Origin of the sequence: Actinoplanes sp. TBRC 11911 (assembly GCF_012933445.1) — a bacterium.
Classification (GTDB): domain Bacteria; phylum Actinomycetota; class Actinomycetes; order Mycobacteriales; family Micromonosporaceae; genus Actinoplanes.
Window position 1 is genome coordinate 101,953 of record NZ_JABBNC010000014.1, and the last position, 24,019, is coordinate 125,971.

Here is a 24,019-nt window from a genome sequence, read left to right on the forward strand (position 1 = left end):
CGTCGCCGTGTTTCCGAGGTAAATCGTCAGGGCTTGAACCACTCCGAGGGCTGGTCGGGGGTCAGTGGTTCGGCCGGGCGCCCGGCGATCGGCATGCCCGGGTCGCGGCCGGGGGGTGGCGTCGCCGGGTTGCGCCCGGGCGGTGGCGTCACCGGGTTGCGGCCGAGCGCGTGCTCGGTCCGCGGTGCCGCCGCGTCGGGGCTCGCGGCCTGCGCGGCCGGCCAGGCGCGGACCGCCAGTTCGCCCACGGTGGGCTCGGGGCGGGCGTCGCCGGCGTCCTGCTCGTCGCGGGCGCCCCGGGGTTGCGGCGGCCAGTTCGCCGGCATCCGGTGCATCGCGGCGGCCGCGGTCGTCCGGCGGGCCACGGCCGGCTCGAAGTCGACCGGCATCCCCGGCGGCGGCGTGACCGGCTTCTCCTTACGGGGCCGGGTGGCCGGCCACAGCGACGGGCGCTTGCGGGCGCCGAGGTCCTCGGCCCAGCCGAACGCGAGCACCGCGAAGAACGTCAGCGCCAGCGCCACCGCGAACTCGGTCAGGCCCTCCAGCCGGGCGCCGAAGTCGTCCAGCGCGAGCACCGCCAGCACCGGCCACACCACGGCGATCGCCAGGTTGTGCCACAGATAGACGGTGACGGCCCGCGCGTTGAGCACCGACACCGCCGAGTCCAGCGGCCGGATCCGGGCCAGCCACTGCATCGGCGGCTGCCAGCGCAGGGCCAGCAGCACGAACGCGATCGACCACAGCGCCTGCGACTCGGACACGTCGTTGAGATCCCACGGCGTCTCGCCCTGGTGCCCGGCGTGGTACCACAGGGCCGTCGTGCCCAGGACCGCCGCGACGGGCAGGAGCAGCCACGGGCGTACGCGCTGGAGCCGGCCGTCGTGATGAGCGAAACCCAGCGCCCAGCAGGCACCGTAGGTGACGAAGTCCCACATCTCGGCGTCGGCCGAGCCAGGCAGCTCGACACCGGTCAGGTCGAGCGCCGCCATGATCACGAGCGGCAGCGCGATCGCGGCCCAGCCGACCTTGCGGTACACCGCGTACATCACCGGCGACAACAGGGCGAACCAGACGTACGCCCGGATGTACCACAGCGTCTCCCACACCGCGGCCCCCCGGTCACTGCCCGGCGGGTCGGCCAGCGGCAGCACCCAGAACAGCAGGTGCGACGGTTTGAACGGGTGCTCGCCGCCGTCCTCGTGCGCCCAGCCCGCCACCAGCATCACCGGCACCGTCAGCAGGCCCAGCAGCCACAACGGCGGCAGCAGGCGCCGCAGCCGGGACACGACCACCTGCCCGGCGGCGCGCTTGTCCAGCGACGCGGCGGTCAGCGAGCCGGCCAGCGCGAACATGATCCCCATCGCGGGCAGCACGATGGACAGCCACGGCCAGCCGAACAGGTGGTAGACGATCACACGGACGATGGCGGCGGCACGCAGGAGATCGAGGTAGCGGTTACGCACCGCGTGAACCCTGCCAGGGCGGGCACCGCGCCCACACCGTCCGGCCGGTCGGCAAGAAACGCCCCCGCGGCTTACCCCCAATGGATGATCTGTCCGGAATGTCTGTGCGGTTGTGCGATTCGTCTGATCCCCCCGTCACGGTCAAATTCCCTGGTCGTACGCCTGCACCCCGCACTTTTGGTCGCCCGGCGCCCGGTGACGGGTCCGGCCGTGGGAAGTGTCCGTGCCCGGTTCGTGACGTTGACCCCTGGCGTGGGCGCCCCGGAACGGCCGGGGCCGGCGATCGGTGGGGATTACGGGGCATGCGGAAACCTTTGGTGGTGGTCTGCGCGGCGACGGCCGCGGTGGTGCTCGCGGGCGGGGTCGCGACCGCGGCCTATGCCGGGGAGACACCGGACGGGCCGGGGTTCTCGCTGCCGGGGTGGGGATGGCCGGACTTCGGCGACGAGGACGACTCGGGCTCGGGGGAGTGGGGGTGGTCGGCCGGGTCGGGGTCGGATGCCTCGGGGGTTGATGGTGGCGGTGCGGATGCGGATGGGTCGCTGTTCGGCGATTCCGCGGGGAACGGGTTCTCCGGGGATTCCGCGGCGGGGGATGGTTCGGGTGTGGGCTCCGCCGCTGATGACGACGGCTCGGCTTCCGGCTCCGTTGCTGACTCCGGTGCTGACGGCGGCTCCGCTGCCGGCCGCGGCTCGGCCCCTGGATTCTCGGCGGGCGGGTCGGATGCGCACGGCGTTGCCCCTGGTGCTTCCGGTGCGCGCGGTGGTTCGGTCGCCGGCGGTGGTTCGGTCTCCGGCGGTGGCTCGGCGTCGGGTGGGTCGCACGCGGCCGGGTCGGATGCGAGCTCCGGCTCCGGCTCCGACGACGCTGCCGCCGCCCGCAATCGTCCCGTCGCCCCGCAGCAGGACGGGGGAGCGGCCCGCCAGCGTCCGGCGGCCACCCTGGCAACCTCCGCGCGGCGTGCGGTCACCTCGGCGGACGTGTCGTCGAGCCCTTCGTCGCCCGTACAGCGGCAATTGCTGGCTTTGATGAACCAGAGCCGGCGCGGCGGGGGTTGCGACGCGCTGTCGCTGGACCGGCGCCTCATCGACGCCGCCAACGAACACGCCGCCGACATGGCCCGCCGCCGCTACTTCGCGCACGAGTCACCCAACGGCGACAGCGCCGGCGACCGGGTGAGCGAGGCCGGCTACCGCTGGAAGCGCTACGGCGAGAACATCGCCCGCGGCGCCGACAGCTCCTACGAGGTGTGGAACGGCTGGATGAACAGCCCCGAACACCGCCACAACATCCTCGACTGCCGCCTGCACCAGATGGGCATCGGCCTGGCACTCTCCGGCGACGGCACGCCGTACTGGGTCCAGGACTTCGCGACCCCGATGAATTAACTCAGCTCCACCGGGCGCGCGCCGATTGCCCAGGCAGGCGCGCGCCCCCTCGTCCTTCCCCCAGGACCGCGCGTCCCCCGGAGGACGACGTGCGACAGAGCCCCACCCCCTTGCGCCTGGCCGCCTCGCTGGCGGCCGCCGGCATGCTGGCCGCCGCCGGCGTTTTGCTGGCCGCGACCCCCGCGGGCGCCAGCTCCGCGACTGCCCCGTCCGCGGCTGCCGCTCCGGTGGGTGCCAGCCCTATTCCCGTAGGCGCCGTCGGTCCGGGCCGGAAAAGCGCCGCAGCCAGTGCGGCCAGCTCGATCGCCGCAACCGTGGCCGCGCCGCTGACGGCGGCCGCGGCATGCCCGACTGGCAAGTATCAGCGGCAGGTGGAGGGCTACCTGCGCAAGATCGGCGGATACGGGACCCTGACGGTCGACGGCCGGCAGTCCGCCGCCGACTGCGCCGCGATCAAGAAGTTCCAGCAGCGCTTCGGCATCGTGCCCGCATCCGGCGCGGCCGGCCCCACGACCTACGACGTGGCCAAGCGCATCGCCTCGACCGACATCGCCGCGTGCAAGGCCAGGAGCTCCGGCACCACCTTCTGCGTGGACCTCACCCACCAGACCTCCTGGATCATGCGAAACGGCCACCGGCTCACCACCCCGACGGTCGTCCGCAGCGGCAAGAAGGGCTACCGCACCCCGGCCGGCTCGTACGCGATCAACAAACGCACCAAGAAGGAGTGGTCCAACCCGTACCACGTCTGGCTCCCGTACTGGCAGCGCTTCAATGGCGGCCGCGGCTTCCACCAGACGACGACGTACATCCACGACAAGTGGCGCGGCTCGCACGGCTGCGTCAACTTGCTGCCCCAGGACGCCGGCACGTACTGGTCCTACGGCCAGAAGGGCATGACCGTCAAGCTGTTCGGCCGCCGCCCCGGCACGTAACCCACGCCGCCCGCCGATCCGCGCTCTCCGCGCCGGCGGCCAGTCCGCTCTGCCTACCGGCGGCTGCGCCGCCCACCTGGGCAGCGGGTCCGCTCTGCCTACCGGCGCTGCGCCGCCCACCTCGGCAGCGGGTCCGCTCTGCCCACCGGCGGCCGCACCGCAGCGGCCCGTGCACCTCGGGTTCGTCCGGTGCCCCACCTCGGCAGCGGGTCCGCTCTCCCCGCGACGGCGGGCGGTCCGCTTTGCCCGCTAGCGACCACTTTGCCTGCGGCGACGGCCGGTCCGCTGTGCCCGCCGGCGGCCGCCCCGCCCACATCGGCGGCCGGTCCACTCTCCCCGTAGGCGGGCCGAGGCACCAGTGGCCCCGCCGATGCTCGTTTCGACCCTCACTGCCAGCTTTTGGCGTCCGATTAGTCCGTACCGGATGCTTTTAGCCCGGATTCGTCTCATCGTTCGATCGACATTGGTCGGTGTCTGACGCCCGTGGTCTCACCATTCGGACTCGGATGGCTGAATGGTGGACGATCGTCCGAACAGGACGGTCGTTTTAGCTAGCCATGCCGCTTTTGCGACGGCGGTCAGGCGCCCGATTGGGAGACCTTGGAGAGTTACGCCCACATACGAGCCATAACTCTCCAAGGTCTCGAAAATCGCGCGGTTAGCACCTAACGGGCCAGCGACAAATGGGATCAAGGCATAGGAAGCGGGCCTCAATCGTGCTCGTGGCAAACCTGGAGCCACGACTGCGGAAGACGGCGTGGCCAACACAGCCGACTAACTGCGCAGCGCATCGGGAACGGCAGCCCGGTCTCGATGCACGAGACGTGGACCGGGGCGGCGTGGGATATATACCGCGACAGGCGGCAAATCGCGTTATAAGGACGATGCTTCCGCGTGGCCGCACCGCGTATCCGGCGGCATACCGCGACCGGCGGCAGTCGCGTTGCCACGCGCGCCGCCTGCGTGGCTGCGCAGCGTATCCGGCCTCCGGGCGCGTCCCCTTTGCCGCGCGCCGCCTGCGTGGCTGCGCAGCGTATCCGGCCGCCGGGCGCGTCCCCTTTGCCGCGCGCCGCCTGCGTGGCTGCGCAGCGTATCCGGCCGCCGAGCGCGTCCCCCTTGCTGGCCTCAGGCGGCGTCGCAGTGGTGACGGGCGTGGGTGGTCAGGACCAGGTGGCTGGGGAACAGGCGCTCGCTGCCGGCTGCCGTGATCAGGTGTAAGCCCTCGCGGGTCAAGGTGTAGCGCACGTCGGTGAAGCGGCTGACGGTGTCGTCGTGGTGTACCACGGTCAGTTCGTCGGCTCGTTGCATGTCGGTCACGTCCTTCGCGGTTGCTGCCACGGGGTACGGACGAACGCGGGGAACGGTTCACTCAGCGTGCGGGGTGGTGTCAAACGACCTGCCCTTTTAGGCACGGTTCGTCACTGTCGGCAACGGGACCTGTGTGGTTTTGGACAACCGGAAGCGATCACGGCCGATATTTCGCACCGGTGCGACATAAAGTGGCCTGCGTGGCCCGCGAGGAGAACGCGCTGACGCCGACCGACGCCGAGGGACGGCGGGGCGGTCACGGGGTCCGGGCGTACCGGGGAAGGCGCAAGCAGACCCTGGTGATGGCGCTGGCGGGGGTTCTGGTTTTCTCGATGACGGCGGCGTCGTGCGGCGGCAAGACCAGCAGCGTGAGCATGGGGCAGGTCGGTCGCGGCACGGTCGACGAGGTGGTCGAGGCGCCCGGGTCGGTCACCGCGCGGGCGGCCGCCACGGTCAGCGCGCCCTCGTCGGGGACGCTTGAGGAGCTGCGCGTCGAGGCCGGGCAACGGGTCGGCAAAGGCCAGGTCCTCGCCGTCATCGACGCCCCGGAGCTGGAACAACGGCGCGACGACGCCGAGCGGGCGCTGCAGCAGGCGGGGTCCACGGGCGTACCGGCGGGAGGCACTTCGGGCTTCACCACCGTGCGGAAGCGGACCGACAAGCAGGCCGAGAAGGCGTTCGCGGATGCCCGCGCGGCGGCCGCGAAGATCACCGATCCGAATGTGAAGGCGGCGCTGGTCAAGCAGGTCGACGCGGCGCAGCAGCAGTACGAGGCGGCGTCCGGTGCGGCCGCGGCGGCGGTCCGGTCGGTGCAGCGTGGCGTGGCGTCGCTCGGTGCGGCGGTCAGCTCGCTGTCCAAGGCGCAGGAGCTGCAGGCGCGGCAGGCGTTCGAGCTGGCCGACGCGGCCGTCGATGCCCTCACGCTCAAGGCGCCGGTCGCCGGTACGGTGCAGCTCGGCGGACCCGGGCCGGCCAGTGGCAGCGGCTCGTCGTTGTCCGATCTGCTCAACGCGGCCGGCGGCGCGACCGGCGGCACGGGCGCCGACCCGGCCGGCGGCACGACGAGCACCGGATCGGCCGGCGTCGACTCCGCGGTGCCGCAGGGGGCGTTCGTCGCGGCGGGCACCCCGATCGCCACCGTCGTCGATGTCAGCACGCTCGGCCTGACCGCCGCGGTCGACGAGACCGATGTGCTGCTGGTCAAGACCGGCGCCGCCGCCACGGTCGAGCTGGATGCCGCGGAGGGGGCGACCTACCGGGCGAAGGTCAAGGCCATCGACATGCTGCCCACCAACTCGGCGCGGGGTGGCGTCTCCTATCAGGTACGCCTCGACCTCAGCGCCGGCAAGAACGCGGACGGCACCACCGCCCCTACGCCGCGGCCGGGGATGAGTGCGGTGATCCACCTGCAGGTTCGCCAGGCCACGGACGCGGTGACGGTGCCGGCGTCGGCGATCGTGAACACCGACGGACAGAACGCGGTGTGGGCGGTGCGGAACGGGCGCTACGAGCGGGTGCCGGTCACGCTGGGGGTGCAGGGCGAGGACGTCGTGCAGGTGACCGACGGGGTCCAGCCTGGACAGAGCATCGCGGTCTCCGGAACGGATCAGATCACCGCCGGCGACAAGCCATGAAATTTCCGGAAATGTCGGACGCAGCGGACGCGCCCGGCGCGCCCGGCGACGCGATCGTCGCGGTCGACGTCACCCGCATCTACGAGCTGGACGGCGTCTCCGTGCCCGCGTTACGCGGCGTCTCCCTCACCGTCTCGCCCGACGACTACGTCGCGATCGTCGGCCAGTCCGGCTCCGGCAAGTCGACCCTGATGCACCTGCTCGGCGGCCTCGACCGCCCCACCAGCGGCACCCTGCTGATCGGCGGCCGCGACGTCGCCAAACTCACCCCCGGCGAGATGGCCCGCCTGCGCAACGAGACCATCGGCTTCGTCTTCCAATCCTTTCACCTGCTTCCCCGTACGACCGCACGCGACAACGTGGCACTCCCGCTCGTCTATCGCGGGGTCGGCCGCCGGGAGCGCCGGGAACGCGCCAGCGCCATGCTCGAGCGGGTCGGCCTCGCGCACCGCCTGGACCACCGGCCCAACCAGATGTCCGGCGGCGAGCAGCAACGCGTCGCCATCGCCCGCGCCCTGGTGACCGGACCGTCCGTGCTGCTCGCCGACGAACCCACCGGCAACCTCGACTCCACCACCGGCCAGTCCGTGCTCACGCTGCTGGAGTCGCTGAACGCCGAAGGGGTCGCGGTCGTCCTGGTCACCCACGACCGCGACGTCGCCGGGCGGGCCCACCGGCAGATCGTGATGCGCGACGGCCTGATCGTCTCCGCGACGGATCTCGTCCGGTGAGGATCGCCGAGGCCTGGCGCGTCGCCCTGGACGCCTTGCGTGCCAACCGGCTGCGCAGCGTGCTCACCATGCTCGGCGTGGTCATCGGGGTGGGTGCGGTCGTCGCGCTCGTCTCCATCGGCACCGGCACCAAGCAGCTCATCGAACGGCAGGTCGAGGGGCTCGGCTCGAACCTGCTGGTGGTGGTCCCGGGCCGGGTCGCCGCCGGGTCGCCGCCGACCGTCTCGCCGCTGACCCTCGACGACCTGGACACGGTCAACCGGGTGGTCGGCGATCCGTCCCGCGTCGCGGTCACCATCGCGTCCGGCGAGACCGTACGCGCCGGGTCGCAGTCCGCCTTCGCCAGCATGCAGGGGGTGCTGGAGACGACGCCGTCGGTCTTCGTGCGCAAGCTCGACCGCGGCACCTATCTCACCCGCACCGACGTGACGACCGGCCGCCGGGTCGCGGTGCTGGGCGCCGGCGTGGCGGGCTCGCTGTTCGGCGACCGTGATCCGATCGGGCGTCAGGTGACGATTGCCGGCGTACGCTTCCGCGTGATCGGCACCTTCGAAAAGCTCGGCCAGAGCCTGGGCGTGGACCGCGACAGTGAGGTGCACATCCCGGTCACCGCGGCGCAGCGTCTCCTCGGCACCGACCGCATCGACGGGCTGGCGATCCGCGCCCCCGACCGCGACACCATCAACCAGCTGGGCGCCTCGGTGGTCGCCGCGTTACAGAAGGCGCACCCGGACACCGACTTCAGCGCCGTCACCCAGGAGCAGATCCTCGGGGTGCTGGGCCAGATCCTCGGGGTGCTGACCGGGGTGCTGGCCGCGATCGCCGGCATCAGCCTGCTCGTCGGCGGGGTCGGTGTCTCCAACATCATGCTGGTGTCGGTTCGCGAGCGTACGCGGGAAATCGGTCTGCGAAAGGCCGTCGGCGCCAGGCCGCGGGACATCGGGGTGCAGTTCCTGCTGGAGGCAGTGCTGCTGACCACGATCGGCGGGGTGCTCGGGATGGCGCTCGGGATCGGCACCGCGCTGGTGGTGGACCGGCTGTCCCCGGTGCCGGCGGCGATCACCTGGTGGGCGCTGGCGCTGGCGTTCGGGGTGTCGGCGGCCGTCGGGATCATCTTCGGGGTGGTGCCGGCGCAGCGGGCCGGCCGGCTCGATCCCGTGGTGGCGCTCCGCACCGAATAGTGTCAGTCGACACAAAGGGTCTCCGCGGCGGATCGAGTCCAGCACCATAGGACGCTCGCCACCCTACGACCCGAGGCATCATGACATCGCGTACGCCGCCCGCCCCTCTGCTCGTTCTCACGTCGATCGCCTCGGTGCAGGTGGGCAGCGCGGTGGCCCGGACACTCTTCGACGACCTCGGCGCCGCCGGCGTGACACTGCTGCGTCTCGGCCTCGCCGCCGTGATCCTCGCGGTCGCCACCCGGCCGCGCCTGCGCACCTGGTCCGGTGCCGCCTGGCGGGCCGCCGTGCTGCTCGGCGTCGTGATGGCCGCCATGAACCTGATCTTCTACCTGTCGCTGCGGACCGTGCCGCTCGGCATCGCGGTGACCGTCGAGTTCCTCGGCCCGCTGCTGCTCGCGCTCGTGCAGACCCGCCGCGTGATCGACATGCTGTGGGCGGCGCTGGCCGCGACCGGGGTCGTCCTGCTCGGGCTGGCGAACGGCGGCACCGCCCCGATCGGCGGCCTGGTGCTGGCGTTCCTCGCGGGTCTGTGCTGGGCCGGGTACATCGTGCTCAGCTCCCGGCTGGGCCGCGTCGTGCCCGGCACCTCGGGGCTGACCGTCTCGGTCGGGGTGGCCGCGCTGCTGGTGCTGCCGTTCGGCGTGTCCGGCGCGAGCGCCGTCGTGGACCATCCCACGCTGCTGATCGGCGGATTCGCGGTGGCCATGATGTCGTCGGTCATCTCGTACGGGCTGGAGATCAACGCGTTGCGCCGGATCCCGACGCGCGTCTTCGGCATCCTGATGAGCCTCGAGCCGGCGGCCGCGGCCATCGCCGGGCTGCTGGTGCTGCATCAGCGGCTGGGCGGGGCGGAGGTGGTCGCCCTGGTGCTGGTCACGGTGGCCAGCGCGGGCGTGACGCTGGCCCGGCGTGAGCGGGCCGCCGCCGCCGAGCCGGTCGCGCCTCCGGTACCGGCGTCGATCTCGGGCTGACCGCTTCAGGCTTTGGCTTTCGCCGGTCCCAGGATGTCGGCGGTCTCCCGCGGATACGGTCCCCAGCCGTCGCGCAGCACGTGAATGTAGACGGCCTCGAGGCACACCCCGACACGCTCGGCCAGGTCGGTGTCGTCCTGCTTGCCGAGGCGTACGGCGCGGGCGAAGTGATCCAGCGCCTCCATGTGCCGGCCCTGATCGAAGCAGCTGCGTCCGGCGTTCTCGTGGACCACGCTGCGCAGCGCATCCGGAACGGCCGCACCGAGCGCCTTGGCGAACAGCCGGTCCGCCTCCTTGTGGTCCCCGCGCAGCCGCAGCACGTGCGCCAGCTCGGCCTGGGCGATCACCATCGACTGCGTGTCCCCGGCCGACTCCGCATGGGCGAGCGCGAGCCGGCTCGCCGCAGCGGCCATGCCGAGCTCGTTGAGCAGGCGGTACACCTCGGCCCGTACGCTCAGCAGCCCCGCCTTGGCGATGTTGTCCTCTTCGTCGGCGAGTGGCCCGTCGAGGCGTTCCCCCAGCTCCCGGAGCGCGTCCCGGTCATCGACGACTTCCCGCAGCGTCCCGCCGTCCAGCCGCCAGCGGATCGCTTCGAGGTCCGCCGCGGACAGCGCCGGCCGCTCCGTGCCGGTTTGATCCGATTCTTCGGTGGTGCCACCGCCGGACACGACCGCGGCCACCCGCTCGGCGACCTCGGCCCGTACCGCGGCCGGGTCGAGCCCCGACCGCGTCACCGGTGGCGAGCCGTCCGAGGAGCGCACGGTGATCGACGGATCCCCGGTGATCGCGACCCCGTTGAGCAGCCCCGTGATGTCCATGTCCACGACGAGGTGCTCCTGCGCGGCGGCGGGCTGGGACTGTGCCGGAGCCGCGGCCGCGTTGCCGTTCGGCTCGGGGTGGTGGGGTGCACGCGCGGTCCCGCCCGTGGGACCGCGCTCGGCAGCGCGCTGATTCACGGCGGCCTGACCGTGCTGGTCCTGCGCCGCCCCCGCTCCGCCGCCGTGCGACTCGCGGGCCGCGGAAGCCTCGTCAGCGGCGCCTTCTCCACCACCCGCACCCGACGCCGGTTTGCCGGACTCCGGCTCCGCGGAGAACCACATCCCCCCGAACTCGCTGTCCCCGACCCGCAGCGGCTCCGGATCCGCCCCGGACAACTCCAGCCGCCCGATCGGCCGCAGATTGTGCAGCGTGCCATCGGCGTCCATATAGGGCGCCGCGTGCGCCCCCAGCCGACGTTCCCCGTCGCCGTCCGCACCGCCCGGCGCGCTCGGACCCCCCACAGCCTCATGCCGAGGACCAGCCATTTCCCGTACGCCGGCGCCCTCCGCCCCCGCGCCACCCTTCTCGCGGGCCCCCGCATCGAGAGGCACCCGAGGCATCGGAACCGAAGCGACGCGCCCATCCCGCTCGGCGGCGTTTGGCTGGGCATCTTGTTGTTCGCCCGCCTGCCCGGCATGGCCCTCGCCTGTCCGCCCGTCCCCGGCCGGAACCGATCCGGCGTCCCGCGGACCCTGCGCCCGGCTCAAGGCAACACGCGGATCCAGCGCCTGCGTGGTCGCCGACGCCTGAGCCGCACCGGCCCGCGGCACGTCCCCGGCCTGCGCTCCTCGCGACCCGCCCGCCGACTGTGCTTCCGGTCGCCGGCCCGGCACCGAGGGGGAGTTCGGCGCCGCTGTCTCCGCCGGTGGGGGAGCGCTACGCCGGCCCGACGTCTCCGCCGCATCGCGGTACTGCGGTGCCGCCGAGCCCTCACCCGACGTCCGTTCCGGCGCCACCGAGTGCGGCGTTGTCGGCGGCCCTTGGCCGCCCGAGGCCGACGGCGCGGGAGGCCGCGGCGCCGATGCGGGCGGTGTCTCGCGCGGCATACCCGCCTGCGTCTCGACCGCCCCCGCGCTCCGCTGGTCCGGCCCGGCCAATGTGGGCGCGGGCGAAGACTGCCCAGGCGTTTGCGGCGCGGGCGCCGAAGGTCGCCCAGGCGTTTGCGGGGTGGGCGCGCCTTGGCGGTACGCCTGCGGCGGGACAGAACTCGGAGCTTGCGGTGCCGTCGCACCCGAGCGACCGCTCGGGTTAGAGCCAGACGCGGCGGGCGAACTGATCGGCGCGGTCGCCAACGTGGTCGGCCGCGGCGGCGCGCCGCCCGGCTCGTCCACCGGCATCGGCGGCCCGATCTGACTCGGCGCGTATGCGACGGTGGGCCGCCCAGAGACGTCCCCCGAGAAGCCAGACCGCGTTGCGTCCGGGCTCACCGCATCGCGGACGTCGTCGCCCTCCGCCGCCTGTCCCGGTCCAGACGCGACTCGCCCGACGCCAGGCGGCTGCGAAGCCGCCGGACGCGACGTGGGCTGGCCGTCGACTTCCCAGGCGCCAGCGGTCTGCTGCGTCGCGCTTGCGGGAAGGTCAGACTGGCCGCCCGAGGCCAACGGCGAGGCGGCCTGCCGCATGTCCGCCGGCGGCGACGCAGGCTGCCTTGTGTCGCGACCGGGGGCGACTGGCTGCCATGTCTCCGGCGTCGGTGGCGCAGGCTGGCGTGTGCCAGCGGACGGTGGAGCAGGCTGCCGTGGGCCGCCCGGCAGGGAAGTGGCCTGTCGTTGGTCGCCTGAGGGCGATGCGGCCGGCCGTTGCTCGGCCGACGGCGATGCGGCCTGCCGTGTATCAGGGCCGGGTGCGACCGGCCGCCAAGTTTCCGGCGCCGATGGCGCAGGCTGGCGTGTGCCAGCCGACGGTGAGGCCAGCTGTCGCGTGGCCGTTGGCGGGGAAGTGGCCTGCCGTTGCTCGCCCGACGGCGATGCGGCCTGCCGTGGGTCGGCGGGCTGCGGCGCGGGGTACCGTTGCTCCGCCGGCGGCGGTGCGGGCTGTCGTAGGTCGGCGGGCGGCGATGCGGGCTGCCGTGGGTCGGTCGGCAGCGTTGCGGGCTGCCGTTGCTCGGCCAACGGTGATGCCGTCTGCCATTGCTCGTGCGGCGGCGATCCGGGCTGCCCTAGGTCGATCGAGGGCGATGCGGTCAGTCGCGGGTCGGCCGAAGGCGACGCTGGCTGGCCTGGGGCGGCGGGCGGTGAAGCTGGGCGCCACGTGTCGGACGGCGCTGATGCCGGCTGACCCGTGGTCGCGAGCGCGTCCGCACCCGGCGATGCGGGCCAAGGCGTGGCCGCGGCAGCCCCCTGCGGGCGGGCCGTAGGCGTCGCTTGCTGGTTTGCATTCGCCGGGACCGAAGCCTCGTGTCCCGGATTCGCCGGTGCGGCAGCGGATGGCTGCGCGGCCGTCCGCTGAGCCGGCTGCGGTTGCGGAGTGGGCTGAGCCGAACCCGGTCGCTGCGGGGCAGTGCCCGAGACGGTCCCGTACGTGGCAGGGAACTGCGGGACGTCACCGACGCCGTGCGCCGAAGCGGCAGCCGCAGGCTGCGAAGCCGGACCTTGATTCGGAGCACCAGCATGCGGGACGGCCGGCGCGGCAGGAGCGCCCGGTCGCGGAGCCCCAGGCGACACCGGTCGCCCAAGCCCGGCGCTGGGCAACGCCGCAGGCGGCGCTTCGTCCGGCACCATCGACCACGGCCCGTCCGAATCGGAAACAAGCACGTGTGCGGTGCGCGGGCTACGCCGCGAACGTGGCACATCCTGCGGATAAGGCATGCCGAGCCGCGACCCGGTGTCGGCCGGATCGCCGCCTTGCTCGACCGGCGCCGCCTCACTCCGCTGCGGCTCTCCCGCAACGCGCGGAGCATTCCCGAGACCCTGCGACCCTTGCCACCCAGCCTGCGCGGACTGGCCACCCTGCACGCCCGGCGCCGCAGGCGGTACCGGCCCTGCCTGCGGCATGTATCCGCCCTGCGGAACCTGCCCGCCCTGCTGGACGTACCCCTCCTGCGGAACCCATCCACCTTGTTGAGCGTGCCCACCGTGCGGAGCCTGCCCGCCCTGAGCCGGACCGTAACCCACCTGAGCCGCGTACGGGGCCTCGCCAGTCTGCGACGATCCACCAGTGCCGTATCCGGCCGCTGGCCCCGGCGGAATCTGCCCATCTTGTACCGCGTACGGCCCGGCCGGTTGGTAGCCGACCGGCACACCACGTTGCGGGCCTTGCGGAGTCTGGGTTCCCTGCTGGACCGGTCCGTATGCGCCTTGCGCGCCATGTCCCGCCTGAGCAACCTGCGCGTTTTGGGCAGCATGCGGCCCCTGCGGAACTTGCTGACCGTACTGATTCGGCTGAGGCTGCCCGCCCGATGACCCATAGCCCTGAGCGGGAGGCTGGCCGCCCTGCGGCATTTGCCCGCCCTGCGCGGGATATCCACCCTGCGCGGCGAGAGCCGGCGGCTGCCCCTGCACGCCTTGCGGTGACGGCACGCCTTGCGGCCCGTAGCCGTACACCGGGGCCTGACCGCCCGGCAGACCCCCGCCACCGTTCGGCACCTGGCCGCCCTCAGGCGTCCACTCGTTCGGTGGCGTCGCGGCATATCCCTGAGCCGACGCCGCAAAGCCGTGCGGCGGCATGACGGGAACCTGGCCGTACTCGGCCGGCGGATACCCGCTTTGCGAGCTCTGGCCGCCATTCGGCATTTGTCCCGCTTGCGCTGCGGCGGCCGGTGCCACGGGACCACCCTGCGGAACCGAGCCCTGGCCCCGATACCCCTCTCGCCCGCCATGCTGACTCAAGTCATGCGTAGGCCCCTGCGCCGGATAGCCCGCCGGCGAAGCCGCACCCCCATGAACCTGCGGCTCCGCACCGGCATATCCACCGGCGTACTCCTGCCCAGAAGCCGCCGCCGGCCGCACACCTTGACCACCCGCCGGCGCCCCACCCCGAGCAGGCGACGTAGGCATCGGCAACGTAGGCGCCCCCGCGGCCGGCACCACACGGGCCGGCGGCGTAGGCGCCGACGTCCCCACGACCTTGGGCGGCGCGACCGGCTCCGCCTTCTTGATCACCTTGGGCAGTGCCGGCGGCGCCTCCTTACGAACCACCCGCGGCTGCGCGGGCGGCGTCGCCTTGCTGATGACCCGAGGCGCGGACGACGCCGGACGCTCGTCGTCACCCCCGACGAGGTCATCCGGCCCGTACTCCTCGGTACGCGCCCCGCGCCGCGACACCGGCCGGAATCCGCGGTCGTAGTCGGCCGCCTCTTCCTCGTCCCGCGCACGCCGCGAGTCGTACGCGACCATGTCCTCGTCGCGCCCGCGCCGCCGATCCCACGACTCGTCCGCGCCCGGCCGCGCCTCGTCCGGCGACGAACCAGGCCGCCGCCGCTCACCGTCAAGCGGCGGCCGGCGCCGCTCCTTCTCAGCCGGCGCCGGGGGCCGCCGCACCTCTCCCTCAACCGGCACCGAAGCTGCCGAGCGACGCCGCTCGCCCTCAACCGGCCGCCGTCGATCAACCTCAACGTCAAAATCCGCGTCCACCGGCCGCCGACGATCCCGGCGCTCGTCGCGATGCGGCTCCTGCTCACGCCGCCGCTCCGGCGCCGCCTCCCCACGCCGCCCTCGCCGCCCCCAGCGCCCACGCTTCTGGTGCTCCTCCGGCGACGGCCCATTGGCCCCGACGACCTTGGCGCCCCCGGCACCTTCCCGATGGTCGTACGGCTCATCGATGTCGTCCGCGAAATCCCCGAACCGGTCGTCGCGCCTCGCCGCCGGGCCGACCCCGAACTCGGGCGAATCGAAATCGGCCCCCAGCTCAGGCCGGTTGAAGTCGACATCGTCGAACTCGCTGCCGGCCAGATTCGGCCGCGACGTGTCGATCGGGACGAAGTCCGGGTCGTCGAGCCAGCTGGGCCGCGCCGCGTCGAACGAGCCCCGCCCGCCACCGGCGCGCCGCTGCCGCCGTTCGGCCAGCTCGTCCACCGACTGGTCGGGATCAGACGGGCGCCGCCGGGTCGGGATCACCGGGTCCGGTTCGCTCCGCTTCGTGAAGTGGCGTTCCTGCACGACGGCGGTGTTCGGCATGAGCGAGTACTGGTCGTACTCCTCTTCCCAATATTCGTCGTCCTCGAAGCTCATACGGCGGCCCCGGGACAACCGAAAACGAACGCGAAGCGGCCGGGGGAGTGCTTCTCACCCCGTCGCCGCATCGTTCCCCCGTTCCTGACCCCATGTCCCGTACGCGTCCGGATCGTCCCTCCGCGCGATGGATGTGGAAGGTTAACCATGGATTTGCGAAGCGCGCTACCAGCCCCCCGGTGCGCTTCGTACGGCGCCGCGATCATGTCATGACCCTCGGTGGATCACGTCCGGCTTCGCCGCCGCCCGGCTCCCTTCGGCGGAGAGTACGTGTTCGGGCGGGGAACAGTTCAAATGCCGGGAGCTCCTATGGAGATCGTCGATGCGATCCGGGGTGGACGGCGTTCGCGGCGCCCGGGTTACTTAAGCAATTCTTAAACCCGAATTGAGGATCCCCACGGATAACGGCCGACCCTGTTCGAGCGACCCGGCAGCCGCCGTGACGCCACGTGACACATCAGACGTGGCGCATCACACCCCCGCCGCGGGCGGATCAAGGTAGGCATGGATGTCACGGTTGAGGGGCTCACCCATGAGCCTCGGATCCCGATTCCCCCGGCCGGCGGCTACCGCAATCCCGTCAATGCGGGCCCGCCACCGTGTCCTCACCTGGGACGCTCGCACCGAGATGCCCCCCATCGGGTGCGAGGTCACATCGGCGCGGATCGGCCGGGAAGGAACGGCGGCGGGGTGCACACCGCCGCCGTTCCGCCAAACCTTTTTGTCGTACGAGAGCGGTAGCGTTTGTCCGTGAGCAGCTTCGAAGCCGACCCCGAGGTGCTGGGGCGAGACACGAGCAGTGCCGGTGACCAGGCCGGCCTCGAGTTGCTGGAGGGTGCGCCGGTCGCGCTCGGCGGCCCGCGCGGCTTCGCCGTGACCCGCACCCTGCCGAACAAGCATCGACGCATGGTGGGCGCCTGGTGCTTCCTCGACGCGTACGGGCCGCAAGATCTCACCGGCACGCCCGGCATGCGTGTCGCACCGCATCCGCACACCGGCCTGCAGACGGTGACCTGGCTGGTCGCCGGTGAGGTGCTGCACCGCGACAGCCTCGGCACGCTCCAGGAGATCCGTCCCGGCAGCCTCAACATCATGACGGCCGGCCGCGGCATCTCGCACTCGGAGGAGACACCCGCCACCCACACGCCGGTCCTGCAGGGTGTGCAGCTGTGGGTCGCGCTGCCGCACACCGACCGCGACATGGCGCCCGCCTTCGACCACCACAGCGATCTTCCGGTGCTCACCGACGGCGGCCTCAGCGCCACCGTGCTGATGGGCACGCTGGCCGGCGTCACGTCACCGGCGCGCTGCTACACCCCCCTGGTGGGTGCCGAGATCACCCTCACTGCCGGGGCCGAGGCCACACTGCCGCTCAACCCCGCCTTTGAGTACGCGGTTCTCACCCTCGACGGCGCCCCCACGGTTCGCGGCGTGACGGTCAAGCCAGGCCCACTGCTTTATCTGGGTTCAGGCCGCGATTCCGTACGCCTCGAGACCGCCTCCGGCGCGCGCCTGCTGCTCCTGGGCGGCGAGCCGTTCACCGAGCGCCTCGTGATGTGGTGGAATTTCGTGGCCCGCGACCACGACGAGATCGTCCAGGCCCGCGCGGACTGGTCCGCCGCCACGCCCCGCTTCGGCACCGTCCGGGGCTACGCCGGCGACCCCCTGCCCGCCCCGCCGATGCCCATCGCCCGCCTCCTGCCCCGCGGCCGCGTCCGCTGACCGGGGCACTTTCCGCAGGAAGGAGCACATCCGGGCACCCAGCTTGACGACCGCCGTGGACGGGCGGATCGTCACCCGGAGACGGCCGTCAGTCCCGGCCACCTGGGAGCCCGTCGTGAACGCCGTGGATGTGGCAAAACTAGTACTGATCGTCGCCACGCCGACCCTGCTCGGCGCGCTGGTCGTCTACGGTCCGAAGTGGTGCGCCAGGCTGGCCGACCGCTGGCGCGACTCCCGCCGCCAGCCCTTGAGACCGCTGGGGCCACCCATCGAGCAGCTGGCCGCCGACCTGCGCCGCCTTTTACGCCTGCACGGCGAGCTGACCGCCTCCGCCCACCTGGCCATGCGCGCCCACCGCCTGTGGGCCGTCGAGGCCGCGATCGCCGCCCGCGCCGTCGAGGCCGCGAAGGCCCTGGACGTCCCCCACCGCGACCCCGACGTGCCAGGCGCCCTGTCCCGAGACGAGCTGATCACCATCCTGCGCGACCTGTCCCGCGCGGGCCTGGTCCTCCCGGCAAAGGTCGGCCCGTTCACCACAGACGGCCGCTTCTAGCCGCCGCGGGACGGCCGCTTCTAGCCGCCACGGACGGCCGCCTCTAGCTGCCGCGGACGCCCGCTTCCTGCCGCCGCCACGGACGCCCGCTTCTAGCCGCCGCCACGGACGGCCGCTTCTGGCTCCCACGGCCTGCCGCCCAGCCACCCATCGGTGGTCATGTCGGCCGCCGTTCGATGTGACGTCCTGTGCTCGGCGTGACGCCCTGTGCTGGGATGACGCTCTGCGCGGGGGGTGCCCCTACGCTGCCCTGCCGGCAAACGCCGCTGGTCACACCAGTTACGGTCGGTCGCCGTGCCCGGGTTCGCGCGCCGCGCGCCGACGCCGGGCGACGTGGCTTGACGATGGCCGCCTGCGGCCGGGGTGGGTGCGCTGGGCGGCCATGCGGGCGGCGTGCGTGGTGGCGCGGTGTGGGGCGGGTCGCGGTGCGGGGGTGGGTGCGCTGGGCGGCCATGCGGGCGGCGTGCGTGGTGGCGCGGTGTGGGGCGGGTCGCGGTGCGGGGGTGGGTGTGCTGGGCGGCCATGCGGGCGGCGTGCGTGGTGGCGCGGTGTGGGGCGGGTCGCGGTGCGGGGGTGGGTGCGCTGGGTGGCCATGCGGGCGGCGTGCGTGGTGGCGCGGTTTGCGGCCGGTCGCCGAGCGAGGGTGGATGCGCTGCATGGCCAGGCTGGCAACTTGGGCGCGTCGTCTGCCGCCGGTCGCGGTTGTCGGGCCAACGGGCAAGATCGATGCCTCCTTTGTCACCTTCCACCACATTTGTCAGCCGCCGTTTAAGTGCTAGCCGCGCGATTCTCGAGACCTTGGAGAGTTATGGCTCGTATGTGGGCGTAACTCTCCAAGGTCTCGTAATCAGGCGCCTGGCCGCCTTCGCAAAGGCCGTATCATCGGACAAAAGCGCTGTCCTCTTCGGACGAACGTCCACGATCCAGTCATCGGAGTCCGAATAGTGAGACCGCCGGCATGGCGAGCGCATATATGTCGGGCCTGCGCCGCCACCAATCCGCACCAAAATCGTCGAATACGTGTAAACCGGACGCCAAGTGGCCCGGAGGGGGACGTCCACGCTCGGCGGCGGGCACATCAACGCGGGCATGGCGCCACACCCGGACTGTGACCCACCCGTCCGGTCACGGCCCGCTCGGTCTTGACGCGTTTCAAAGCCAACGCGGCCGCTCGCTGGCGGCGCGGCGCAAGGAGAGCGGCACCTCGGTGGGTGAAAGGGCCGGAAGAGGGGCTTGAGTCCGGCTCCTCCGTGATCGGCCCCGGTGGGCGGCGCGCGGGTCAACGGCAGTGGGCTTGAGCCCAGCACCGTCGTGGTCGGCGCCGCGGTGGCCGGCATGCGGGTCAACGGCAGTGGGCTTGAGCCCAGCACCGTCGTGGTCGGCGCCGCGGTGGCCGGCATGCGGGTCAACGGCAGTGGGCTTGAGCCCAGCACCGTCGTGATCGGCGTCGCGGTGGCCGGCATGCAGGTCAACGGCAGTGGCCTTGAGCGCAGCGCTTTCGTGATCGGCAGCGGTCGGCCGGCGCGCCGGTCAGCGGAAGCGGCTTGACCCCAGCACCCTCGTGACCGCCACCTCGATGACCACCCGCGCGGGGTTCGGGCGCGGCGTCCGATACCGCTGCGCATACCGCCGCTCCGCCTCGGCCACCGAAGCCGGGTCGTCGCGGATCACCGCCCGGCCCTCGAACGTCGCCCACCGCGCACCGTCCACCTGGCACAACGCCACCCGGTCCTGTCCCTTCAGGACATGCCGCACGTGGGCCGACGACCGTGACGAGATCACCCGCAGCAGCCCGGCGGCCGGGTCCAATGTCGAGCCCACCGCCACCACGTGCGGCGAGCCGTCCTCGCGCAGCGTCGTCAGCGTGCACAGGTGCCGCTCGGTCCAGAACTCGCGCAGCCCGGGGTCGGCCGGGTCGAGCACGCCGCTCACGCGACCTCCGCCGGCAGCACCCCGGTGCGGACCGCGCGGGTCAGCAAGGCGTGGTCGGATTCGACCTGGTCGGCGTACGTCCGTGCGAACCGGCACAGCGCGTCCGCCAGTTTGCCGCTGCTGCCGATGTACCCGGCGATCATGGAGGCTCCGCTCGTTCGTGCATGCGATTTCGCCAGAAGGTAGCCGCAGATGCCGGCGTAGTCGGCCAGGGCCCCCGCGTCTATGCCCTCGACCACGATCGCGCCCTTCATGTCGCGGAACTGCCGCACGTAGTACTGGATGCTGCCGACCGTCGTCCAGCCGAGTAGCGGGTCCGACACCGTCTGCAGGGCCTGCTGGTACTCCACGACCCGCTGACCCTGATGCCGGTGCCACGCCGCCTCGCCGTGCTGGTGCACCGCGATCACCGACCGGCGGGCCTGCTTGAGCTGCAGGAACACCACGTCGTCGGGGGTGCTTCCCTCACACAGCGCCACGTACGCCCGTAGCCCCACCGACCCGACCCCGACCACCTTGTGCGCGATGTCGACGATCCGGTACCCGGCCAGGATGCGCGCCCAGTGCGGCGGCAGCGTGTTCAGGTACCCGTCCAGCGCCTCGGCCAGCTGTTCCTGTTCGGCGGGCGACGGCCGGGTGATCAGCGGCGGCTCCTCGACCAGGCGGGAGCTGCCGCCGGTGAACCGGGGGAGCGCCCGGTCACTGGTCCGCCGCCGGGCCCGCCGCGCCGCCCGTTCGATCTCCGACCGGAAGCTCTCCTTGGACGCCGCCGAGCGCAGCCCGTCCACATCCAGCCGGTCGAACGAGCGCGCCAGCAACGGCCGCTCGGCGAGCTGCGCCAGCTGCTCCTGATACTCCTCGACGCAGTGCCGCACGGCCTCCTCGCAGGCGCTCTCCCGGAACCCGTTCTGCCGCCCCGCCACGTACACGCTGACGGTGAGCCGCCGCAGATCCCACTCCCACGCGCCGGGGTGCGCCTCGTCGAAGTCGTTGAGGTCGAACACCAGCTGCCGTTCCGGCGAGGCGTAGAAGCCGAAGTTTCCCAGGTGCGCGTCACCGCAGATGACCGGCGTGATCCCGGTCGACGGCAGGCCGGCGAAGTCGTCCGCCATCACGTTCGCCGAGCCGCGCAGGAACGCGTACGGCGAGGAGATCATCCGCCCGATCCGGACCGGGATGAGCCAGTCCTGGCGGCCCTGGTTGGCGTGCGTGATCTGGGTGACCGGGTCGGCCCGCCCGGCCGGCGCCGACCAGTACCCCATCTCCGAGCGGTGCGCCCGCTCGCGCAACGACCGGCCCAGCTCGTAGCGCTCGGCACGTGGCCGGGCGGCCCGGCGCAGTGAGGCGAATCCGCCCTCGTGCCCGGTATCGACGACGATCCGCCCGTTCGCTGGTTCCATTGCGCCCAGCCTAAGCCTGGGACGTCAGGAGCGCGCCGCGGCCAGCCCGAACGTCGACGGCGCCACGGACGGGAAGACGTCGCCGAGAGCGCCCGTCCCGCACCGCTTCTGCAGCACCTCACCGATCACCGCGCGGTAGTCGGTGGTCGCCGCCAGATCACCGGCCACCAGCGCCCCGGGTGCCAGCGTCGGCCACTTCGTATAAACCTTTCCGCCCCGTACGCCTCCCCCCAGCAGAAACATCGCGTTGCCGTGCCCGTGGTCGGCCCCGCGCGACCCGTTCTCCGCCACCCGACGGCCGAACTCGCTGATCGTCAGCAGCGTCACCGACGCCATGCCCGCCGGACCGAGGTCGGTGGCGAACGCGGCCAGCGCCAGGGCCAGCTCGTTCAGGTTGTCGTACATGCGCTGGCCCTTGCCCGCCGCGCCGAGACCCTCGTGCATGTCCCAGTCGCCGCAGTCCACCGCCGCGGTCGCCAGCCCCACGTTCGCCTTGATCAGCCGGGCCACGTCCTTGAGCGCCGCCCCGAGGTCGGTGGCCGGGTAGACCGCCCCGTTGGCCGGCGTGTACGCCACCCCGCGCAGCGCGGACGTGGCGGTCAGCGCCTTGTCGGCGGCGAGCGCCGGGCCGGCCTGCGCGGCGGGCGCGTCCGCGTACATGGCCCGCAGCGCCGCCGCGATCGGACGTTTCGCCGAGTCCCCGGCGAGGGTGAGCGTGTCGACGCCGGTCATCGACACGTCCGACGCCGGGCCCGCGAACAGCCGGTTCGGCCGGGCCGAGCCGAGCGACACCCCGGCGAGCGGGCCGGACGCGCCGGTGGTCCCGAGCATCCGGTCCAGCCAGCCGCTGCGCAGCGACGTGCCGGGCGCCGCGTTCTCCATCGCCTCCATGGCCGCGAAATGCGAGCGGGTCGGGTTCGGCTGGCCCACCGCGTGCACCGCGGCCAGCTTGCCGCCCTGCCACAACGGCAGCAACGGGGTCAGCGCCGGGTGCAGGCCGAACGTGCCGTCCCCGGCGATCACCTGCGATTTGGGTACGCCGATCCCGGGCCGCGCCTTGTAGTAGTCGGCGTCCCCGATCGGCACGATCGCCGACAACCCGTCGAAGCCGCCGTGCAGCGACAGCACGACCAGCGTGTCCCCGGTGTAGCCGGGCGCCGCGTACGCCGTCCGGGTGGACACGCCCGCGGTGGCGAGGCCGCCGAGCACCGCGGCCCCGGCACCCAGCACCGAGCGCCGGGAAAGTTCGTCACAGCCCGGGAACTTCATGATTCACCTCAGCTGGAAGGTCGGCGAGTCCAGGACCAGCGCCACCAGGTACGGCAGGTGCCCGGGAAGCGAGGAGTCCGTGGCGGTCAGAGGACTCGTCGGCAGCTTGCCCGCGACACTGAGCACCGCGGCGGTGTGCGTGGCCGGCAACGGGGCCCCGGCGAGGCGTACGGCAAGCTTGTCCACCAGCGCGCCCCACGTCCCCGGCAGGACCGGCACGAGGTGCTTGAGCATGTCCGTGGGACGGATGAGCTGGCTGGGATACCAGCCGGTGGCCAGGTTGAGGTGGGTGTTGCAGCGCAGCAGGAAGCCGGACGGCGACGACCAGGCCGCAGCGACGTCCGGGAAGCCGTTCGGCGGGCTCCAGCGGTACGGCGCGTTGCCGGCGTTGACCAGGCCGTTGTAGAGCGCGTCGAGCGACTTGATCCCGGACGCCTCCGGGCCCAGGCCCAGGGTGCGGACCGTGGCGATCACGTCCTCGAACGGGGTGCGGGTCTTGCGCCCGATCGACGCCGCGAACTCGGGCGAGGTGAACAGCGCCCGCAGCATCGGGACGATCGCGGTCCCGTTGTCCAGGTAGATCTTGGCGAGCTTGGCGACCAGCGTGGCGGGCGCCTCGTCGGCGACGAACCGCACGCACAGCTTGGTGGCGATGCGCTCCGCGGTGGCCGGGTGCGTGGCCAGGTAGTCGACGAACGCCAGCGCGGCCGCCTCGCCACCGCCCGCCGTCGCGTTCGGGTGGCTGAAGCCGAGGATCTTGACGGCGCCGGTGACGTGCTTGGACGCGTCGTACGTGTAGGTGCCGTTGGTGCCCACGGTGAGGCCGGTGAGCAGCCGGGCCGCCGCCTGCACGTCCTCCTCGCTGTAGATCATGCCGACGGTGTGCAGCTCCATCAGCTCACGGGCGTAGTTCTCGTTCGGGCGCGCCTTGCTCGACGAGCGGTTGTCCAGGTACGTGAGCATGGCCGGGTGCTTCGCGGACGCCTTGAGCATGTCCGCGAAGGTGCCGAAGGTGTGCTTGCGCAGCACCGTGGTCTCGTAGTCCATGCGGCTGTCCCAGACCCCGCTGGACGGCGCGGTCACGTGCAGGTGGTTCGCCCAGAACGCGGCGGTCGTCTCGAACAGCTGCCGCTCGCTCCACGCGGCCCGGGCCACGGCGGCGCGGCCGAGCTGCCCGAACGCCTCGTACGAGTGCACCTTGATCGCGGCGCGCACGGCGGCGATCGACGCGCCGGCCAGCGGCAGGCGGGCGAGGACCTTGTCGCAGACGGCGTCGTCGATCGCGGCCGGGTTCAGCTGCTTGTCCAGCCAGCCGGAGACGCCCAGCTTGGCGGCCTCGGCCAGCGCGGACGGGGTCGGCCCGAAGGTGGCCCGGCGCAGCAGGTGCGCGATCGGGTCGTTGCCCAGCAAGGAGGTCTCGGCGGTCGCGGGAGCGGCGGCGGCGGGGGCGGCCCCCAGCGCAACGGCGACGGTGGTGGCGGCTCCGGCGGCGAGAACGGTGCGTCGGGTCGTCATGCCGAACCCTTCGGCCCGGACCGGCGG

Annotated in this window: 16 protein-coding genes; 9 read left to right on the forward strand and 7 right to left on the reverse strand. The window is 72.6% G+C overall.

Features of this window, described 5'->3' with window-relative positions:
* Positions 1 to 26 precede the first annotated feature (26 nt).
* Positions 27 to 1,463, reverse strand: coding sequence for an acyltransferase (locus tag HH310_RS20630; protein WP_169177223.1), 1,437 nt, complete (start codon positions 1,461 to 1,463; stop codon positions 27 to 29).
* Between the two features lie 302 nt (positions 1,464 to 1,765).
* Here HH310_RS20630 and HH310_RS20635 point away from each other — a divergent pair, with 302 nt between their 5' ends.
* On the forward strand, positions 1,766 to 2,851 hold the full coding sequence (locus HH310_RS20635) for a CAP domain-containing protein (protein WP_169177224.1): 1,086 nt from the start codon (positions 1,766 to 1,768) through the stop codon (positions 2,849 to 2,851).
* Positions 2,852 to 2,940: 89 nt separating this feature from the next.
* Complete coding sequence (locus HH310_RS20640) at positions 2,941 to 3,786, forward strand: L,D-transpeptidase family protein (protein ID WP_312034233.1); 846 nt, start codon at positions 2,941 to 2,943, stop codon at positions 3,784 to 3,786.
* A gap of 1,125 nt (positions 3,787 to 4,911) precedes the next feature.
* Here HH310_RS20640 and HH310_RS20645 read toward each other — a convergent pair.
* The gene (locus HH310_RS20645) at positions 4,912 to 5,094 is read right to left on the reverse strand and encodes a hypothetical protein (RefSeq protein ID WP_169177225.1); all 183 of its coding nucleotides are present in this window, start codon (positions 5,092 to 5,094) and stop codon (positions 4,912 to 4,914) included.
* 200 nt (positions 5,095 to 5,294) lie between these two features.
* On the opposite strand from HH310_RS20645, the gene HH310_RS20650 reads away from it, so the two are divergent.
* From HH310_RS20650 to HH310_RS20665, 4 genes are all read left to right on the forward strand, one after another.
* A complete protein-coding gene (locus tag HH310_RS20650; RefSeq protein WP_312034234.1) occupies positions 5,295 to 6,728 on the forward strand; it encodes an efflux RND transporter periplasmic adaptor subunit in 1,434 nt (477 codons plus the stop codon).
* An 11-nt stretch (positions 6,729 to 6,739) separates the two neighbouring features.
* The gene (locus HH310_RS20655; RefSeq protein ID WP_169177226.1) at positions 6,740 to 7,459 is read left to right on the forward strand and encodes an ABC transporter ATP-binding protein; all 720 of its coding nucleotides are present in this window, start codon (positions 6,740 to 6,742) and stop codon (positions 7,457 to 7,459) included.
* On the forward strand, positions 7,456 to 8,640 hold the full coding sequence (locus tag HH310_RS20660) for an ABC transporter permease (protein ID WP_169177227.1): 1,185 nt from the start codon (positions 7,456 to 7,458) through the stop codon (positions 8,638 to 8,640). The genes HH310_RS20655 and HH310_RS20660 overlap by 4 nt, the downstream gene beginning before the upstream one ends.
* An 80-nt stretch (positions 8,641 to 8,720) precedes the next feature.
* A complete protein-coding gene (locus HH310_RS20665; RefSeq protein WP_169177228.1) occupies positions 8,721 to 9,614 on the forward strand; it encodes a DMT family transporter in 894 nt (297 codons plus the stop codon).
* Between the two features lie 5 nt (positions 9,615 to 9,619).
* Here HH310_RS20665 and HH310_RS20670 read toward each other — a convergent pair whose 3' ends face one another.
* Positions 9,620 to 10,894 carry a tetratricopeptide repeat protein gene (locus HH310_RS20670; protein ID WP_169177229.1) on the reverse strand — a complete coding sequence of 425 codons (1,275 nt, stop codon included), beginning with the start codon at positions 10,892 to 10,894 and terminating at the stop codon, positions 9,620 to 9,622.
* A 5,457-nt stretch (positions 10,895 to 16,351) separates the two neighbouring features.
* Between HH310_RS20670 and HH310_RS20675 the strand changes: the two genes are divergently transcribed.
* From HH310_RS20675 to HH310_RS20685, 3 genes are all read left to right on the forward strand, one after another.
* A complete protein-coding gene (locus HH310_RS20675; protein WP_169177230.1) occupies positions 16,352 to 17,323 on the forward strand; it encodes a pirin family protein in 972 nt (323 codons plus the stop codon).
* A gap of 115 nt (positions 17,324 to 17,438) precedes the next feature.
* Positions 17,439 to 17,876, forward strand: coding sequence for a hypothetical protein (locus HH310_RS20680; protein WP_169177231.1), 438 nt, complete (start codon positions 17,439 to 17,441; stop codon positions 17,874 to 17,876).
* Positions 17,877 to 19,139: 1,263 nt separating this feature from the next.
* Complete coding sequence (locus tag HH310_RS20685; RefSeq protein WP_169177232.1) at positions 19,140 to 19,424, forward strand: hypothetical protein; 285 nt, start codon at positions 19,140 to 19,142, stop codon at positions 19,422 to 19,424.
* On the opposite strand, the gene HH310_RS20690 is transcribed toward HH310_RS20685, so the two are convergent.
* The 4 genes from HH310_RS20690 to HH310_RS20705 are packed head-to-tail and all read right to left on the reverse strand — an operon-like array spanning position 19,407 to position 23,992.
* Positions 19,407 to 19,808 carry a pyridoxamine 5'-phosphate oxidase family protein gene (locus tag HH310_RS20690; RefSeq protein ID WP_169177233.1) on the reverse strand — a complete coding sequence of 134 codons (402 nt, stop codon included), beginning with the start codon at positions 19,806 to 19,808 and terminating at the stop codon, positions 19,407 to 19,409. The genes HH310_RS20685 and HH310_RS20690 overlap by 18 nt on opposite strands.
* On the reverse strand, positions 19,805 to 21,208 hold the full coding sequence (locus HH310_RS20695; RefSeq protein ID WP_169177234.1) for a DUF2252 domain-containing protein: 1,404 nt from the start codon (positions 21,206 to 21,208) through the stop codon (positions 19,805 to 19,807). The genes HH310_RS20690 and HH310_RS20695 overlap by 4 nt, the downstream gene beginning before the upstream one ends.
* A gap of 24 nt (positions 21,209 to 21,232) precedes the next feature.
* Complete coding sequence (locus HH310_RS20700; RefSeq protein WP_169177235.1) at positions 21,233 to 22,477, reverse strand: DUF1501 domain-containing protein; 1,245 nt, start codon at positions 22,475 to 22,477, stop codon at positions 21,233 to 21,235.
* Positions 22,478 to 22,480: 3 nt separating this feature from the next.
* A complete protein-coding gene (locus HH310_RS20705) occupies positions 22,481 to 23,992 on the reverse strand; it encodes a DUF1800 domain-containing protein (protein ID WP_169177236.1) in 1,512 nt (503 codons plus the stop codon).
* Between the last annotated feature and the right edge of the window lie 27 nt (positions 23,993 to 24,019).